This is a genomic window from Prevotella amnii DSM 23384 = JCM 14753 (assembly GCF_000378745.1).
Taxonomy (GTDB): domain Bacteria; phylum Bacteroidota; class Bacteroidia; order Bacteroidales; family Bacteroidaceae; genus Prevotella; species Prevotella amnii.
This window is the reverse complement of the sequence record NZ_KB905299.1, coordinates 1-16,612: the sequence shown is the minus strand read 5'-3', so window position 1 is coordinate 16,612 and position 16,612 is coordinate 1. Positions and strand designations below refer to the sequence as shown.

19 protein-coding genes are annotated in these 16,612 nt (G+C 36.4%); 9 read left to right on the top strand and 10 right to left on the bottom strand.

Annotated elements, in window-relative coordinates:
- The coding region (locus F596_RS11035; RefSeq protein ID WP_019035884.1) for a transposase at positions 1 to 248 on the top strand (248 nt) is incomplete at its 5' end.
- 159 nt (positions 249 to 407) lie between these two features.
- On the opposite strand, the gene F596_RS0108955 is transcribed toward F596_RS11035, so the two are convergent.
- From F596_RS0108955 to uvrB, 7 genes are all read right to left on the bottom strand, one after another.
- Positions 408 to 1,442: an OmpA family protein gene (locus F596_RS0108955; protein WP_008449318.1), complete on the bottom strand. Its 1,035-nt coding sequence runs from the start codon at positions 1,440 to 1,442 to the stop codon at positions 408 to 410.
- Positions 1,443 to 1,651: 209 nt separating this feature from the next.
- Positions 1,652 to 2,119 (bottom strand): nucleoside deaminase, encoded by a 468-nt coding sequence (locus F596_RS0108950; RefSeq protein ID WP_008449297.1) that lies wholly within the window; start codon positions 2,117 to 2,119, stop codon positions 1,652 to 1,654.
- Positions 2,120 to 2,178: 59 nt separating this feature from the next.
- Positions 2,179 to 2,817 carry an HD domain-containing protein gene (locus tag F596_RS0108945; protein ID WP_008449302.1) on the bottom strand — a complete coding sequence of 213 codons (639 nt, stop codon included), beginning with the start codon at positions 2,815 to 2,817 and terminating at the stop codon, positions 2,179 to 2,181.
- Positions 2,818 to 3,774: a 1,4-dihydroxy-2-naphthoate octaprenyltransferase gene (gene menA / locus F596_RS0108940; RefSeq protein ID WP_008449371.1), complete on the bottom strand. Its 957-nt coding sequence runs from the start codon at positions 3,772 to 3,774 to the stop codon at positions 2,818 to 2,820.
- A gap of 47 nt (positions 3,775 to 3,821) precedes the next feature.
- Positions 3,822 to 6,185: a putative porin gene (locus tag F596_RS0108935; RefSeq protein WP_019036688.1), complete on the bottom strand. Its 2,364-nt coding sequence runs from the start codon at positions 6,183 to 6,185 to the stop codon at positions 3,822 to 3,824.
- Entirely contained in the window at positions 6,186 to 6,416 is a 231-nt protein-coding gene (locus F596_RS12170; protein ID WP_019036687.1) for a hypothetical protein, read from the bottom strand.
- A 154-nt stretch (positions 6,417 to 6,570) separates the two neighbouring features.
- A complete protein-coding gene (gene uvrB, locus F596_RS0108925) occupies positions 6,571 to 8,616 on the bottom strand; it encodes an excinuclease ABC subunit UvrB (RefSeq protein ID WP_019036686.1) in 2,046 nt (681 codons plus the stop codon).
- A gap of 566 nt (positions 8,617 to 9,182) precedes the next feature.
- Here uvrB and F596_RS0108915 point away from each other — a divergent pair.
- On the top strand, positions 9,183 to 9,986 hold the full coding sequence (locus F596_RS0108915; RefSeq protein ID WP_019036684.1) for a hypothetical protein: 804 nt from the start codon (positions 9,183 to 9,185) through the stop codon (positions 9,984 to 9,986).
- 152 nt (positions 9,987 to 10,138) lie between these two features.
- Here F596_RS0108915 and F596_RS0108910 read toward each other — a convergent pair whose 3' ends face one another.
- From F596_RS0108910 to F596_RS0108900, 3 genes are read right to left on the bottom strand one after another with little or no spacing between them, the layout of a single operon-like run.
- Positions 10,139 to 10,441, bottom strand: a complete 303-nt coding sequence (locus F596_RS0108910; RefSeq protein ID WP_019036683.1) for a hypothetical protein — start codon at positions 10,439 to 10,441, stop codon at positions 10,139 to 10,141.
- 44 nt (positions 10,442 to 10,485) lie between these two features.
- Positions 10,486 to 10,836: a hypothetical protein gene (locus F596_RS0108905; protein WP_008449376.1), complete on the bottom strand. Its 351-nt coding sequence runs from the start codon at positions 10,834 to 10,836 to the stop codon at positions 10,486 to 10,488.
- Positions 10,837 to 10,847: 11 nt separating this feature from the next.
- Positions 10,848 to 11,066, bottom strand: coding sequence for a YtxH domain-containing protein (locus F596_RS0108900; RefSeq protein ID WP_019036682.1), 219 nt, complete (start codon positions 11,064 to 11,066; stop codon positions 10,848 to 10,850).
- A gap of 227 nt (positions 11,067 to 11,293) precedes the next feature.
- Here F596_RS0108900 and F596_RS0108895 point away from each other — a divergent pair, with 227 nt between their 5' ends.
- The 7 genes from F596_RS0108895 to F596_RS12310 form a co-directional block, all read left to right on the top strand.
- Positions 11,294 to 11,773: an SPOR domain-containing protein gene (locus tag F596_RS0108895; protein ID WP_024992738.1), complete on the top strand. Its 480-nt coding sequence runs from the start codon at positions 11,294 to 11,296 to the stop codon at positions 11,771 to 11,773.
- A 3-nt stretch (positions 11,774 to 11,776) separates the two neighbouring features.
- Positions 11,777 to 12,196 carry a Holliday junction resolvase RuvX gene (gene ruvX / locus F596_RS0108890; protein ID WP_019036680.1) on the top strand — a complete coding sequence of 140 codons (420 nt, stop codon included), beginning with the start codon at positions 11,777 to 11,779 and terminating at the stop codon, positions 12,194 to 12,196.
- Between the two features lie 64 nt (positions 12,197 to 12,260).
- Positions 12,261 to 12,821 carry a peptide deformylase gene (gene def / locus F596_RS0108885; protein ID WP_008449255.1) on the top strand — a complete coding sequence of 187 codons (561 nt, stop codon included), beginning with the start codon at positions 12,261 to 12,263 and terminating at the stop codon, positions 12,819 to 12,821.
- Between the two features lie 26 nt (positions 12,822 to 12,847).
- Positions 12,848 to 13,462 carry a tetratricopeptide repeat protein gene (locus tag F596_RS0108880; RefSeq protein WP_019036679.1) on the top strand — a complete coding sequence of 205 codons (615 nt, stop codon included), beginning with the start codon at positions 12,848 to 12,850 and terminating at the stop codon, positions 13,460 to 13,462.
- Positions 13,463 to 13,748: 286 nt separating this feature from the next.
- Entirely contained in the window at positions 13,749 to 15,845 is a 2,097-nt protein-coding gene (gene nrdD / locus F596_RS0108875) for an anaerobic ribonucleoside-triphosphate reductase (protein ID WP_019036678.1), read from the top strand.
- A gap of 21 nt (positions 15,846 to 15,866) precedes the next feature.
- Positions 15,867 to 16,328: an anaerobic ribonucleoside-triphosphate reductase activating protein gene (gene nrdG / locus F596_RS0108870; RefSeq protein WP_019036677.1), complete on the top strand. Its 462-nt coding sequence runs from the start codon at positions 15,867 to 15,869 to the stop codon at positions 16,326 to 16,328.
- 204 nt (positions 16,329 to 16,532) lie between these two features.
- Positions 16,533 to 16,612, top strand: an 80-nt coding sequence (locus F596_RS12310) for an IS1/IS1595 family N-terminal zinc-binding domain-containing protein (RefSeq protein WP_428829173.1), incomplete at its 3' end; no start/stop codon positions are given.

Here is a 16,612-nt window from a genome sequence, read left to right as displayed (position 1 = left end):
AGGATGCTGCAAGGCTGAAGCTGGCAAAATGGTTTAACGAGGTAGAGAAGTTGGGGGTGGACAACTTCTATACGGTGATAGACACCTTTAAGAACCATTATGATACCATACTCAATTTCTTTGTCAACAGAGCCACAAATGCCAATGCTGAATCCTTCAACGCAAAAGTCAAAGCCTTCAGGGCACAGTTTAGGGGAGTAACGGACATTCCTTTCTTCCTTTACAGGCTTATGAAATTATGTGCCTGAGAGGAGAAGGCTTGCAACTGGGTTTTACGACTGACCCTCTATAATGCTTATCTATTAAATTATAGTTTTAGTTAATATCAATAATCAAATAAAGGAGATGTATCATTATGACACATCTCCTTTATATATTTATTATAATAACTGTATCTTATAAAAGTTTTACTTAACGTAAATAACAGCAAGACGGTTAGAGGTTATACCTTCTACTCCTTTACCTGTAACTTTTTCTACAATAACACCACGGCTACGCAAGTAATGAGCTACTACGTTAGCACGGTTTTCCGACAACTTCTTGTTAAACTTAGCAGAACCTTCAGGAGAAGCTGTACCTACAATTTGTACACGACTACCTTCTTTGATATTGTTAAGTTCAGTCTTAGCAGCTGTAGTTAAAGTATATTTCCCTTGTGCAAAGGTTACAAAAGAAAGGTTAGAAGCAGAAAGATCTTTATTAGCAGGTACTTCCTTAATAACCTCTTTTGTTATAACTTCTGGCTTACGATTACGTAGTTCGTTTATTTGTGCGTTCAAAGCATCAATCTCGGTTTGATCACGTGGAGTTACTTTGACAAAATTGTGAGTACCATTAGAATTCTTAAACTTATAAATCAATCCTGCATTTAATTGAACCATAGAATTGTTTACATCATACTTTATACCTTCGTATCCGTCACCATTCAATAGATAAGTTATAGAAGGCTCTACATATAGCTGCCATTCTTTCTTAGAACCGAAGTTATAAGCAAGATCAACGCCAACTTTAGAAGTTGCAATATTTAAATTGTTTTCGTTATGACTATTAAATGTACGCAACCAGCCTAAACCATAAACAGCACTAACCTCAAAAGCACGAGGTTCACCACTATAATTAGCTATCCAGTTTGTTAAATTAACAGTACCTAATAAAGAAGTATTGATAAAGCGAATAAAAGTACCGTGAGAATCAAAAGGCTTATTAGAGAAATAAGCATTACTTTCTGCAGCCAATCCGAATACTGGAGTAAAATAACGACCAATGCGAAGACCTGCATTAGGATTCAAGTTTTTTAACCAGACATTGTGTTTTGTTACTGTAGAAACACCTCCATTGACACCAATGTACCAATTGTCAAAAGTTTTACTCTCTGCTAAAGTTTGAGCAGAAACTGAAGCTGCCATAGAAATAGCAGCAAACATTAAACATAATTTTTTCATGTTCCTCTGAATTAATCTATTATTTATAATTTATTTTTACCTATTTAAAATCGTCTGCAAAGTAATGTAAAATAAATGAGAATACCAAATTATTATGATAAAAGTTTCTAAAGGTAACCATTTCTTTGCATGCTAATATTAGTGTATGATATAGATAGATTTATGGTAATATCTCAAAAAAAAGGCGAATTTTGATATAAATTTAAGTGTTAATATTCTATTTTATCCATTTTTTCTCGCCACAGATCAAAGGCTTTTATAGCTTCCGATTGTAATAATATTTCTGATGGCTTTTTACGGTATTGTGGTTCCACTTCTATTTCTTGATAGATAAAATCATCATCAAAGCCTATTTTAGCAGCATCTTTTCTATCGTTAGCGTAATATATCTTATCTAAGTGTGCCCAATAAATAGCTCCTAAACACATAGGGCATGGTTCGCAAGAGGTATATATTTCGCACCCTGATAAATTGAAAGTTTTAAGTTTTTCGCATGCAATACGGATAGTGGAAATTTCAGCGTGAGCTGTAGGATCGTTATTTATTGTAACTTTATTGCTACCTTCAGCTATAATTTTTCCGTTATGGCTGATAACTGCTCCAAAAGGTCCGCCGCCATTGCGTACGCTGTTTATAGAAAGCTCAATGGCTCTTAGCATAAGTTCTTTTTTTGTCATTTTTTATACTTTTTATTAGTTAAGGGAGCTAATTAGTTAATCTATCCCTGTAAATATAATTAGATAATATTGAAATGTTTCTGGTAGATGTTATAGAATATTTGTCGCAATTTATCTTCGTTTTCTATTGCTTTGTATATTGTATCTAAATATTTAGCATTTGTAGAATTAGGAATCCATAATTTTATGTATCCTGTCCTGCCGTATTTTTCTTTTATGTGATTGTAGAAATGTTTCCATAATTGTTCTTTGTTTGCTGTAGGATATTTTTTTAATACATATTGTATTGCTCTGTGAAAAACTATTTTTGGTTCTAAATTTCTATTGGCTTCAGCTACTATTTTCCCATATATGCTTCGTGGTGTTCGTGATAGGCTGGCGCGATGATCTTCTACAGCTTCTTTCATTATTCTAAGTTGTTCTGGTGAAAACCATTTCTTTAACCGAGCATCAGCAATAAGAATTTTACCACTTGTAAGGTGATGAATAGCTCGCGGACCTTCCATACCTAAGTCGTGATAAGCAGCTATAACATAAGCCATATTAAGATCAGCACCCACATCTTGTGCTAAAGTCATAGAGTTAGCTATAACTCGTTGTACATGTATGAGCCCATGTGATTTGTCGAAAGTATTGTATCGTGGCAGAATATGTTGTTCAACAAAAGCTACAATATCTAAACTTGCTATTTTTTGCATTTATATTAATGCTTTAAGTATAAATGAAATTGTTGTAAGTAATCCAAAAATAAATATATTACGGGCAGTTTTACCTAATATTTTATTGAGTTCTTTACCTTGTGTTTTTTTCATTTTACGATATGTGCGGGCATGAAGAGTTAGATATACGAGCATAAGAAGTGTAGCTAAAAGAAAGTCTATTAGCCTATGTTGCTTCAGTATTAGAATACCGGTAATATGTGCTCCTATAAGGCCTAAAGCAAAATATAGTAAGGCAGAGTATTTTTGTCCTATATGTGTAACGAGAGTCATTTTGCCATTACTTTTATCATTTTCATAATCACGATAATTGTTTACTATTAATAGTGTATCTATTATTAAGCCACAAGCTATTGAGATGAGTAAAACTTGGTAAGGTATCGCAGTTAATGTATCATTGTCAGTGCATAGAAAGTATGTTAGGCATACAGGAATAATACCAAAAAAGCAAAGTACAAGAATATCGCCCAAGGCTAAGTAAGAGAGTGTTGTAGTATAGAGAAAACAGAAAATAACGCATATAATTCCTATTATAACCATTTCCCAACCACCAAAAAAGGCTAAAGGAAGCCCACATAGGCAAGCTAAGATTGTAGTAATTATAATGCCTCGTTTCATAGCTGATAAGCTGATCCAGCCTTCACTGCAGGCACGTCTTGGACCGAGCCGGGTATCGCTATTGTCATTTCCTTTTAAACAATCGTAGTAATCGTTGATGAAATTGGCATCTATTTGCATGATGAAAGCAAAGAGTAAACATAAACCAGCAGGTATTAGCTGTAATTCTTGCCATCCTTTTATGTTAAAAGCTAAAGTTATACCTATCATAACAGGTACTGCTGCTCCTGATAAAGTTTTAGGACGAGCAGCAAGAATCCATGCTTTTAAGCCTTTTATATTATCTATATTAGTATTATCTTTTCTTTGTGTTTGCATTATATGTTTATATTATATATATGGAGAAGCTATAGGTAAGATTAGTTTTAATTAAAGAAATTCCAGCTTAGTCCAAACCTAAATATACGCTGATTTAGAGGGTAATGTGGTGTAAAGAAATAATTTCCATTATTGTTAGCATTGATATGTGAGAACATAACAAAGAAGCGCGTATGTTGCAAAGAGAAATTAGCATAAGCATTTATAATAGGGTAATTACCTATTTTTGTACGACTAAGTTTAGTTTCTTGAATACCAAACGCGCCTATAGCTGGGATATATTCATGCGCATAATATTTTGTAAACCAACGCATGTCTGTACCTAAGTCGCACTTTAGCACTTTTGCTATCTTAAACCGTAAGTATAGGTTGCTATAAACATTTATAGTAGGCGCAGGAAGTACTATCTCGTTACTTGTTTTTTGGAATGTTAAAACATTGTCCCAATGAAAAATGCCCCAGTGTATGTTTTGCATTAGCTGCATAGTTATTACGCTAATGGGTTTACTATCTTGTCGGACATTTATTTGATTATTTTTCACAAGGTAATTATTGCCATTTAAAACACGATCATTTTGAAGTCCAAAGTAAGTATAGTTATTAAGCAGATCATATCCAAAGCGCAACTTGCTGTCAGTCTTTTTTATATAAAGTGTTGCCATTAAGCGCGAGTGTAGCTGCTTTTTTAAGGCATTATTCCATATAAAGTGTTTGCTAACATAGCGAGTATAGTACATAGAAGGATAGTCGTGATGTATAAAAGCATTTAAGGATAATTGTGTAGTATCGCCTAAAAGATGAATGTTTATCCCGATATTACTATCAACATGGAATTGTCCTAATGATTTTCCTGCAATCCATGTTTCTGCATTTATATTGTAATGCAAAGTTTTACCAGTCATTTTAAGTATCTGCCCACCTATAGAAATATCATTCTGGTTTTCTGCGTCATATCTTTCGAATAGCGAAAGATTATTAAAAGTTTTATAAGAAGGATACTCATAGTGTCGTATTTCGTGAGATACAAAGGCTTTTAGACCAGCTTTTGCCCACTTATTAAATCCTTCTAATAGTGCTATTGCAAAAGTGTTTTTTAATGCCCAGTGCTTAGTTTGGTCATAAATAGAGTCGTTTGCAGTAGTGCCATAGTTATAAAAGTTATTTGCATAATAGTTTTCAGGACTTTTATAAGCTTGATATATACGTTGGTAATTGTCAAAACGCATTGTATGTATAAGACTTGTAACAGGTACATACTCTCTTTTCATCCATTGAAGAGTGGTATCTTTTTTTTCAATACTTTTTTTGTTAAGCATTGCCATTTGAGCAGAGTCCTGCATGTTTACCTTTATTCTGTTGTCTTCCTTAGGTGTTTTTAAGTTTTGTGTGGGGGCATCTCCTGCAATGGTTGCATCATCTGGTCGTCCGCTTGATTGATGTTGTTTGTCGTATTGTTCTTCATCAAAGTCGTCTCCATTTTCTTTTGCTTTACGGCGTGCCTCTTCTTTAGCTTGCATTTTTGCTTTAGCTTGTTCCGATTTGATAGCAAACTTACGTGCTTCTATCTCTTCTTTCGTCATTGGCACTTTACGAAAGAATCCAAAGCTGTAGCGATGATTGAAAAAAAAGTGTTGGTTATCGTTTCTGTTCCAGTTATTTTCTAATATCGTTGGTATTTCATCAGTAGTGAAATTGTCTTTAAACTTTTCAGGATGAGTTATGTAGGCATCATTGGCTATTCCTCCATTTTCTGCTACCTTTTGATGATTAAGCGACATAAGCAAGTTTGCATTGTAACGTTCTCCTATATATGCCCCCCACATAGAGTAGTTCATGTGTGAGGTGTTTATGCTGTTATAGTAGCCTCGTCCATATATATAATCGAAAATAAAGCCAAATCCCCATTTTTTACCTGCATTAACAGCAAAGAACGCTTTGAAATGGTCTTCTCCATGTAAATCGTTTCCTGCCGTGTTATATGAGAGAATGGTGATAGGTGAGAGTGTAGATGTAAAAAGGAAGTTGCTTGGTTTTATTACAAACTGGTCGTATGGATCTATGAAAATAAACTCAGAGGGAAAACTTCTTTCCAGCAGAATGCGGTTTTGTCGTGGTGAGCCTACGTTGCCTAAGGTATTATATTCTCCTCTTAACCCTGTGGTGAAGATGGTGTTCATATACATATATGATAAAGTGTCGAGCACTGCAGGGGTTTTGTCTCCAAAGTGTTCGTCTATAGTCCATGCCTTAATGCCTCGCGGAATATCTTTATTTTTATTATCTATAGAATCGGAAGCATTTTGTTTTTTGCCATTTTGATAATCATTAGCAGTAAAGGTTCTGTCATTTATCTGTGCTTGTATATTTATTACAGATAAAAACATTACAAGGAGGATAAGCGTTTTCTTCATTTATTTTATAAAACGGAGTATACATTCAATGATCTTAAAAACCATTGAAATAAGAATAATTATAATACCAACATTAGTGTAATCAGTAGCAAAATAGAAGATACCACCAATTAATGCTCCCAGCATGAAGATGCTATTTAGCCATTGGCGTGTAATAAAGAATCTCCCTCGCTCTCTCATAGGTCTTAATCTGTGATTGGGTCGGCGTACTGTACTTTTATTATTATCCATTTTTTATAAGTTATTATATTAAAACAGCTTTATTATGTTTATTGCTATTTTGCACTTTAAATTATTATTTTGGAAAACAAAGATACACATTCTTATTGATAAAAAACAGGTATTTTTCTGCTTTTAACGTTTTATATGTATACCTTTATATGTCTTATTTTTGTTCTAACTCTTTCTGTAGTCTTAATATTTCATCACGATATTGAGCAGCCTGTAGGAAGTCTAAATTTTTGGCAGCCTGCTTCATGAGCTCTGTTGTGTTCTTTATGCTCTTTTCCAGTTGCTCTTTTGACATGCTTTTAATAATAGGGTCAGAAGCAAAAGTGGCAGAGTGAGTGTCTTCTGTATAAGGTTTTTTATTAATAGTCTTATTTGTAGTGTTTTTAAAGTTATTGTCCTCCATTTTATTTGTAGGCAATATGTCTTTTATAGTTTTTACAATTTGAGTAGGAGTTATGTTATGTTCTTCGTTATATTTTAGCTGTTTAATGCGTCTTCGCATGGTTTCGTCTATTGTTTTTTGCATGCTTTCAGTAATGGTATCTGCATACATTATTACCTTACCGTTTATGTTTCGAGCGGCTCTACCGGCTGTTTGTGTTAAGCTGCGATGACTTCTAAGAAAGCCTTCTTTGTCGGCATCGAGAATAGCTACTAATGATACTTCAGGAATATCAAGCCCCTCACGTAAGAGATTTACTCCTACAAGCACATCATATAAGCCTGCTCTTAGGTCGTTGATTACTTTCACACGATCTAAACTTGCTACATCACTGTGAATATAAGCTGTACGAACATCGTGATTGAGAAGATACTCGGTAAGCTCTTCCGCCATGCGTTTGGTAAGAGTAGTTACTAAGATACGTTCTTGTCGCTCTGCTCGTATAAGGATTTCGTTCATTAAGTCGTCTATCTGATTTTCTGATGGGCGCACATCTATCTCAGGGTCTAATAATCCCGTTGGGCGGATTAATTGCTCTACGACCACTCCATCAGCCTCTTTCAGCTCAAAGTCGGCAGGTGTGGCTGATACATATATTACTTGATGTATCATGCTTTTAAACTCTTCAAACTTTAAAGGTCTGTTATCCAATGCTGCAGGCAACCTAAACCCATATTCTACAAGATTTGTTTTTCGGGCTCTATCGCCACCATACATTGCCGATATTTGTGGCACACTGACATGGCTTTCATCTATCACGAGAAGATAATCTTTTGGAAAAAAGTCGAGCAGACAATATGGGCGTTGCCCTGCTGTTCTGCCATCGAAGTAGCGAGAGTAGTTCTCTATACCAGAACAGTGTCCTAATTCTTTAATCATCTCTATGTCATACTCCACACGTTCCTTTATGCGCTTTGCCTTAATATTTTTGCCCAATTGCTTAAAATGGTCTATCTGCATCATTAAGTCGTCTTGTATCTTGCTAATGGCTTGTTGTGTTTGCTCTTTTGATGTAACAAAAAGGTTAGCAGGATATATCTCGTAGGTATCGAAAGATGATAGTCGGTGAAAGGCTATAGAGTCTACTTCCTCAATAGAATCAATCTCATCGTCCCACCATGTAATGCGTAAAACATTATCACTATATGCCATAGCAATATCTACAGTATCGCCTTTTACACGAAAATATCCGCGTTGTAGATCCATGTCATTACGTAAGTAAAGCGAACTAACTAACTGACGTAGAAAGTAATTGCGATCCATCTTCTGCCCTTTTTTTATGTGGATTACATTTTCTTGCATAGCTGCAGGTCCGCCCATACCATATATACATGACACGGAAGATACTATTATAACATCTTTTCTGCCTGATAATAATGATGATACTGCAGAAAGTCGTAGCTTGTCTATTTTATCATTTATAGCTAAATCCTTTTCTATATACGTATCTGTAGTTGGGATATATGCCTCTGGCTGGTAATAATCGTAATATGATACATAGTACTCTACGGCATTATGAGGGAAAAAACCTTTCATTTCTTCATAGAGTTGTGCTGCTAAAGTCTTGTTGTGGGATAAGATTAGTGTAGGCTTATTAATATTAGCAATGACATTAGCCACTGTAAAGGTCTTACCAGAACCAGTTACACCAAGTAGTACCTGACTATGTTCGCCACGCTTCAAACCTTCTGTGAGAGCTCTGATTGCTTCAGGCTGATCTCCTGTGGGCTTATATGTTGAGGTTAATTCAAAACTCATTATAAAAGCAAAGTTACTAAAATAATAATAAAACAGAGCAGCTTAATACTGTTATCTGCATAATATATAAGTAAAAACATATATCTCTAAAGCTGCAAAATAGCAACAAAGATGTGATAAAGCTTATTATGTTAAAAGTAAAAGGATATGTTTTTGATATTAAAAACATTGATATAATATTTTGTATATTAGGTGTTTATGTATGGAAAGTGTTTGTATGAAGAAATATTTCTTCAAATTAGTATAAAGAAATTTTTTAAACCAGATAAAAAAAGGTACTTTTGTGCGCAATAAACGTATGTTATAACAGGCAGTTTTCTATAAGAAGAAAAAAGAAACACATCATTATGTAAAAGTGGTAAAGGTTATTATATCTTATTCTATGAATATTCTGTTAAGTGATAAGGTTTCACATATTGTTGAGATAAAGTATAGTTATGATCGTCTTCATAATAAGGCAACGGCAAAGGTGGAATGTTTCGTTTGAAAACATAAAAAGAGGTATAAAAAGTCTAACCATTATAGGCAAGAACGATATTATATAATATATAGAAGATAAGTTAGAGGTGGGAAATATTAATAAGGAAGATAAGCTAAAGTTTGCCTTACCTGCTTATGTTAGTAGAGAATATGGCAGTTTGTGGAGGATAATATATAAGTCGGTAGACGAGTATAAGGGGAAGGTTGAGCTGTGTAGGATACACTTTAACAAATTACGTCTTAATGATACTTTCTCTATTATAGAAACCAATTATTGTTTCTTCCTTACTGCAGATAGGTTAGGTAGTGTTGGGGTTGAGGCAGTAGTATGTAGAGGATATAATAAAACATTTAAGAACGTATGCTCTTCATTTTTTTTCTTTGTAGTGGTAGCTGTTGGAGCTTTAGTGGGGCTTACTGCTTGTGGTGGTATAGCATCTCGTAACACCCATTATGATACCACACGAGTAGATACCCTTAAGGCAGTGTGCCTCGATAGTTTACCTCTTTCTTCGCAGAAGGATTCACAGGGCTGGCTTTTAAGTGAAGACTCTATACACAGCAAGCTATATAGCCAGATGCAACAAGGCTCTAACATAACTCCTTATAGTCGCCTTTGTATAGTAAAAAGCAGGTATAAAGCTCCTACATTAAGTCTTCAACTTAGCTATGGGGAGCGTTTTGCTGCAGATGATGGTGAGGCTTTTGCCACTATAAGGCTGCTTTCACATGGTAAGGAGATAGGAGTATTTAGAGGGAAAATAGCAGAAAACGGTAGCCGTCTTTTTATACCTAATACTTTTCTTAAGGCTATTTATAATAAGGAAAAGTTTGCCGTAGAGCTTAACACCGTAGCAAGTGGTAAGCTGATATATAAATTTAGAGCTTAGAAGTATTGCGCTCCTAAGCTCTAAACTATAGCTTATCTTCTATCTAAAGCCTCGTTTTTAGCATTTAACTATTTCCATGCTTTTATGCTAAAGCGATTATGTTTATACTAAACTTTTCGCGTTTTACCTTAGAAAGTGGCTCGCCCCCAGCATTACAGGAAATTCTTCCAAGAGAATAAGCCCTTGCGACTTTGCTTTCGGTTTGAGCCAAAGATGCGGTATAGCTTCCAGCCTAATATTAAGCCGTCCATGATGTTTGCCCCCGATGAGAACATGCTTTTAAAACGCTGCGAAGGGGTAGAACGCTCTTTTGGCTCGCTCTTTAGCTTCTGCCAAAGGGCATTCATGGTACCGTTTTGCTGGGCTATTTCAGCCTTTAGCTCTGCCTTGCGAAGGCGAAGATCGCTCATAGAGCGACACTTATCTTGCTCATAAGAAAAGATGTTTAAGCTCATATTTATATAATGTGTATATTACTTTTTCTCTCATGGTTGTGGCTTTAAGATAAAAGCAGACTTGAAAGAAACCTTACCAAGGGCTTTTCTATTATTACCTTGCGTAGCATTAGCATAATGAGAAATAATATTATGTAGGCGAAACCTACTATGAGATAACCCCAAAGGGCACAACCTAAAGCCTCTCCTATAGCTATGGCAGCTGCAAAGGAAAAATAGATTAAAGCAATAAGAAATAGCGTAACAAAAACAGCTATTAAGGCAACAGCTGTCAGTAGCCTTACTATTATCTCTACAATAGAGAGCTTTGTATACTCTGCCTGTAGCCCAAAATACCTCTTCAGCACCTTAAAGAGCTGCGCTATTGTTTCTACATTCTTATCGTTAGAGAACATAACTCTCCCCTTTATTCTGCTATGTTAGAGGCAGCTTCCTTAATATCTTCTACAAACTCGTCGGTCTCTTTGCGGCTAAGCCTTATATCGTGCTTTTTGCAAAAGTCGTCTACAGCGTTTGAAATCTTATTACGAGTATCCTCGCCCTTCTCTGGAGCTGCTAAAAGTCCTACAGCTGCTCCTGTAATAGCGCCGCCTATAAAGGCGAATAAATAGCCTAATGTCTTCATTGTTGATAAAAATTTAAAATAATGAATATTGTTATAATAGTTAATGGCAAATATAATAATATTTTCTTGAAATGACAAAAAGAAAAGCTATAAATATATAAAAACCTTACTATCTTTGCCCTATTTAACAATCTTTATATGGCTAAGGTGTATATGTTCGATAGTTAATTTGTAATTTCGCAAAGGTAAAATAAAGTATAAAATATAATCTATTAATATATAAAGATATGAGAAAATCGATGTTTTTTGGCAGTGCCCTATTAGTGGCAATAGCATTTACAGGCTGTAAATCGAGCGAGAGTGCTTATAAAAAGGCTTATGAGAGAGCTAAGGCTCAAGCTGCTACAGTTACCCCAGAGGAGAGCCAAGCTCCTTCTAACAACACCGTAGAGACGGCTCCTGTAACAGATAATCGTGAGCAGGAGAGCTATGATAACGAGCCAGTGCGTCATGAGAACGTAGCTGTAGTTAGTGGTAATGGGCTAAAGGCTTTTAGCGTAGTAGTAGGCTCTTTCAGCATAAAGGCTAATGCAGATGGTCTTCAGAGCCGTCTAAAGAGTGCTGGTTATGATGCACAGGTGGTGTATAATGGTAGTAACAGAATGTATCGTGTAGTGGCATCGAGTTTTAATGATAAGGCTTCTGCTGTGCAGAGCCGTAACCAGTTGCGTTCTTCTTACCACGACGCATGGCTCCTTGCTAACTAAGTAATGGGGCGTATAATTGCCATAGATTACGGTAAGAAGCGTACAGGCATAGCAGTTACCGACCCTTTGCGTATCATAGCAAATGGGTTGGCTACTGTTTCTACTCCAGAGCTATATGCCTTTTTGCAAGAATATACGCAGTGCGAAAAGGTAGACCTTATAGTAATGGGTAAGCCCACACAGCTTAGCGGCAAGCCCAGCGACAATATGGGGCGTGTAGAGCAGTTTGTTCTTAGATGGAAGAAGGCGTGTCCGAGCGTACCCATAGAGTATTACGATGAGCGTTTTACCTCAGCCTTAGCCCATCAAGCTATGATAAGTGGGGGCGTAAAGAAGAAGGTAAGGAGGCAAGATAAGGGGTTGGTAGACGAGATTTCGGCTACTATTATATTACAAGATTTTATGCGCTCTAAAGGAATGTAACCCATCATTCCTTTTTGTGTTTATAAGCTATTTATTTTATTTCAGAAAAAAGAGAGGATAATAAATGATATTACCAATATATACATACGGTCAGCCAGTGTTAAGAAAGATAGCTCAAGATATACCAGAGAGTTATCCCGAGTTGCAAGAGCTTATAGCCGACATGTTTGAGACCTGCTCTGCGAGCGATGGTGTAGGGCTTGCTGCTCCGCAAGTGGGCAAGCCTATACGTGTGGTAGTGATAGATCTTGATGTGGTTTCAGACAATTTCCCAGAGTATAAAGGCTTTCGTCATGCTTTTATAAACGGACATATCACAGAGGTAGACGATACCGAAACAGAAGTTATGGAAGAGGGCTGTTTGTCGCTGCCAGGTCTTCATGAGAAGGTGGAAAGACCAAAGCGTGTGCGTGTAAAGTGGATAGACGAAAATATGGAAGAGCATCATGAGTGGCTCAGTGGCTTCTTGGCAAGGGTGGTGCAGCATGAGTTTGACCACTTAGAAGGTAAGGTCTTTACAGATAGGGTTTCGCCTTTTCGTAAACAGATGATAAAGAAGAAGATGAAAGCTCTTCTACAAGGCAAGGTAAGATGTAGCTATAGGGTGAAGCCACCTCTGAAGTAGTTATTTACTAAAGGTATAGGAAAAAGATGCTTAGAAGTGGCATAATAGGTTTGGTGGTAATGTTTTGTATGCCTTCTCTTGCTCAATATAACATAAAAAGGCTATTAGAGCAGGGGCAGCAAAGCTTTTCGCAAGGCTATTATGTAGCATCTATGCAGATAGGAATGCGTATAGTAGGGTTAAAGCCAGATATGTATGAAGCATGGTATATGATGGCAAAGTCGAAATATAACCTCGACGACTTTAAAGGTGCTGCTAACGATAGCAGGCGTGCTTTACTCTTGCAGCCCTATATACCAGAGATATACGACCTTTATGCTATGGCTTGTATAAAGGTGGGAAATTATGATAGTGCTATAGAGGCTTACACAAAGGCTCTTGCTTTAGATAAGGATAATAAGACTTATCTCTTTAACCGAGCATATTGTTATTTTGAGAACGGTCAGAGAAAAGATGCCGAAAGAGAGCTTTTAGCTATAACTGATCGGTGGAAAAACTTTACACAAGCCATAACCCTTTTAGATGATATTAAGCATAATAAGACATCGCAAAAGAAAATAAAGAGTGTGCTTAATATTTTTGTCCCTACATTAAAGATTACACCTAATTTACACTCGTTGCCTCTTCTGCCCTTAAAGTAAGCATATATATTTAGTGTGTAACACTATGAAAGCAAGATAGTAAACCTTTTCTTGCTTATTAAAAATTAGTATAAAAGGAAAGTATAAATAGGCCATCTTAACATATTTTAGATGAAAAAAAGGTGTGCTTTTTCAGAAAACTTTAGTTACCTTTGTGGTGAAAGAGTTGCCAAAAAAGAAAACTTTTTACGATATTAAAAATAAAAAGTTTTCTAAAATGGAAAACTTTACACAGCTTTTATGCTCATAAATATGTAAAAAAGAAAAATAATAAAACTATATAACTATGCAAAATTTTACAATTACTAAGCGTGATGGTTCTAAGGAAATGTTTTCTTTAGATAAGATAATGGGTGCTATCTTAAAGGCTTTTGAGAGTGTAAATGCTCCTACTGACCTTGCTGCGGTGTCTAAGATACTTTCAGACCTTACCATACATAATGATATTACCGTTGAGGATATACAGAACCAAGTGGAGCAGGCTCTTATGAAAGAAGGTTATTACGATGTAGCTAAAAGCTTTATAGTGTATCGTCATCAGCACAGTCAGGACAGGGAAACACAGGATAAGATAAAGTTTCTTACCGAATATTGTGGTGCGAGCAATGCTGCCACAGGGTCGAAGTATGATGCTAATGCTAATGTGGAAAATAAAAACATAGCAACTTTGATAGGTGAGCTGCCTAAGCAAGGCTTTATACGCATTAATAGGCGCTTGCTTACCGATAGGATAAAGCAGATGTATGGTAAAGAGCTTGCCAACGAGTATTTAGACCTCCTTACCCATCATTTTATATATAAGAACGACGAAACTAATCTTGCAAACTACTGCGCTTCCATAACTATGTATCCATGGCTCATTGGAGGCACTACGGCTATAGGGGGCAACTCTTCTGCTCCTACTAACTTAAAGAGTTTTTGTGGAGGCTTTATAAATATGGTCTTCATAGTTTCGAGTATGCTTGCAGGGGCATGTGCTACGCCAGAGTTTCTTATGTATATGAACTATTTTATACAAAAGGAATATGGTAAAGATTATTGGAAGAATGCCGACAAGGTAGTGGATCTTAGTTTGCGTCAGCGTACGATAGATAAGGTCATTACCGATTATTTTGAGCAGATAGTCTATTCTCTTAATCAGCCAACAGGTGCGAGAAATTTTCAGGCTGTCTTCTGGAACATATCTTATTATGATAGGTATTACTTTGAGTCGTTGTTTGGTAATTTCTTTTTCCCTGATGGTTCACAACCAGACTGGGAAGGGCTGTCGTGGCTACAAAAGAGGTTTATGACATGGTTTAACAAAGAGCGTACGCGCGCCGTGCTTACGTTCCCTGTCGAAACTATGGCTCTTCTTACAGAAAACGGTGAGTGTAGAGATAAGGAGTGGGGCGAATTTACTGCCGAAATGTATAGCAAGGGGCATAGCTTCTTTACGTATATGAGCGATAATGCCGACTCTTTAAGTTCGTGTTGTCGTCTTCGTAATGAGATACAAGACAACGGCTTTTCTTATACACTTGGCGCAGGAGGTGTGTCTACAGGCTCAAAGAGTGTGCTAACCATAAACCTTAACCGTTGCATACAGTATGCTGTTAATAAAGGAGAAGATTATAAACTCTTCTTAGATCACGTTATAAAGCTCTGCCATAAGGTGCAGTTAGCATATAACGAGAACCTTAAACATTTCCTTAAGAATAAGATGTTGCCCTTGTTTGATGCAGGATATATTAACATTAACAGGCAATATCTTACTATAGGTATTAATGGGCTTGTAGAGGCAGCCGAGTTTATGGGGCTCGATATTACCCCTAACGAAGAGTATAAACATTTTGTTCAGGGTGTTTTAGGCCTTATAGAGCAAAACAATAAAGCCTTTAGGACTAAGGAAGCAATGTTTAATTGTGAGATGATACCTGCCGAAAATGTAGGTGTAAAACATGCAAAGTGGGATAGGGAAGATGGCTACTTTGTGCCTCGTGATTGTTATAATAGCTATTTTTATCGTGTAGAGGATACAGGGCTTACTATCTTAGATAAGTTTAAGCTACATGGTGCGCCTTATATAGAGCATTTGACAGGAGGCTCCGCCCTGCACATGAATTTAGATGAACATCTATCTAAAGCACAATATAAGCAGCTTTTAACAGTGGCTGCTAAGGAAGGTTGTAACTATTTTACCTTTAACATTCCTAATACTGTATGCAACGATTGTGGACATATAGATAAGCGTTATCTAAAAGAGTGTCCTTGTTGCCATTCTAAGAATGTAGACTATCTTACACGTGTTATAGGGTATATGAAACGGGTAAGCAACTTTTCGCAGCCTCGACAGCAAGAAGCTGCAAAGAGGTTTTATGCGGGAAGCGATAAGATGGAATAGTAAAAACATAAAAAGAATGGTATGCTCAGATTTGTAGGTACAGATATAGTGTGTCAGGAGTATCCAGATGAGATAACTCTTGCTATAAATATCTCGGGGTGTCCATGCCACTGTCCTGGCTGTCATAGTAGTTTTTTGGCACAAAACACAGGGCAGATGCTTTCCACAGAGGTGTTAGAAGTCTTGATAGAAAGTACCGAAAGCTCCATTTCATGCGTTGGGTTTATGGGTGGTGATGCTAATCCTAAGTGTATAAACAGTTTTGCACGGTACATTAAGGCGCATTACCCAGAACTTAAAGTGGGGTGGTATTCTGGAAGAACGGTTATATCTTCAGATATAGAATTGTGCAATTTCGATTATATTAAGATAGGACCTTATCTAAAGCATTTGGGCGGATTAAAGTCGAAACGCACCAATCAGCGTATGTATCATATTAGCTCTTCTGGCGAGATGGTAGATATAACCTACCGTTTTCAGTAATATATATCGACCTATAGCTCATTTTGCAGGATAGAATCCTCCTTAACTACCGATATACACTGGTGTTCTCAGCAATTCAAACGTTTCAGAGATATTTCGACCTTTGAAATCGTTCAATAGCTCATTTTGCAGGATGCAATATAGCTTAATGTTCGATAAACATTAACTTCGCTGGTATTTGAAAAGCCAAAAAGCGAAGTTATAATGAACAAGAAAAAATGCCCAGTGTGTAAGAGTAAACACACCGTGAAAAACGGAGTGCGTTATGGAAAACAACTGTATTT